Below are 248 nucleotides of genomic sequence, written 5' to 3'. Positions count from 1 at the left end.
TCTACAATCGTAGTGAGCGCAACGACGGAACCGACGGACAGATCGATCCCGCCCGACACGATCACGAACGTCATGCCGATGGCGACAATCAGCAGGAACGCGTTATCCACCAGTAGATCGAGCAGCACCTGCCACGAGAAAAAGCCGGTGTACATGACCGAGCCGAAGCCGAACAGCGCGCAGAACAGCAGGATCGTAACCGCGATGGGCAAGGTGCGCGGATCGACGATATGCGCCCACGCTGCGAA

1 pseudogene is annotated in these 248 nt (G+C 59.3%); it reads right to left on the bottom strand.

The annotated features are described in order from the left end of the window. Positions 1–230, bottom strand: a pseudogene (locus tag SB822_RS59590) (sugar ABC transporter permease YjfF); the annotation flags it as partial. Positions 231–248 lie beyond the last annotated feature (18 nt).

The organism is Paraburkholderia sp. SIMBA_054 (genome assembly GCF_046534875.1).
Lineage (GTDB): Bacteria > Pseudomonadota > Gammaproteobacteria > Burkholderiales > Burkholderiaceae > Paraburkholderia > Paraburkholderia hospita.
Note: the sequence above shows the minus strand (reverse complement) of the source record. Positions and strands in the feature narration are given on the sequence as shown.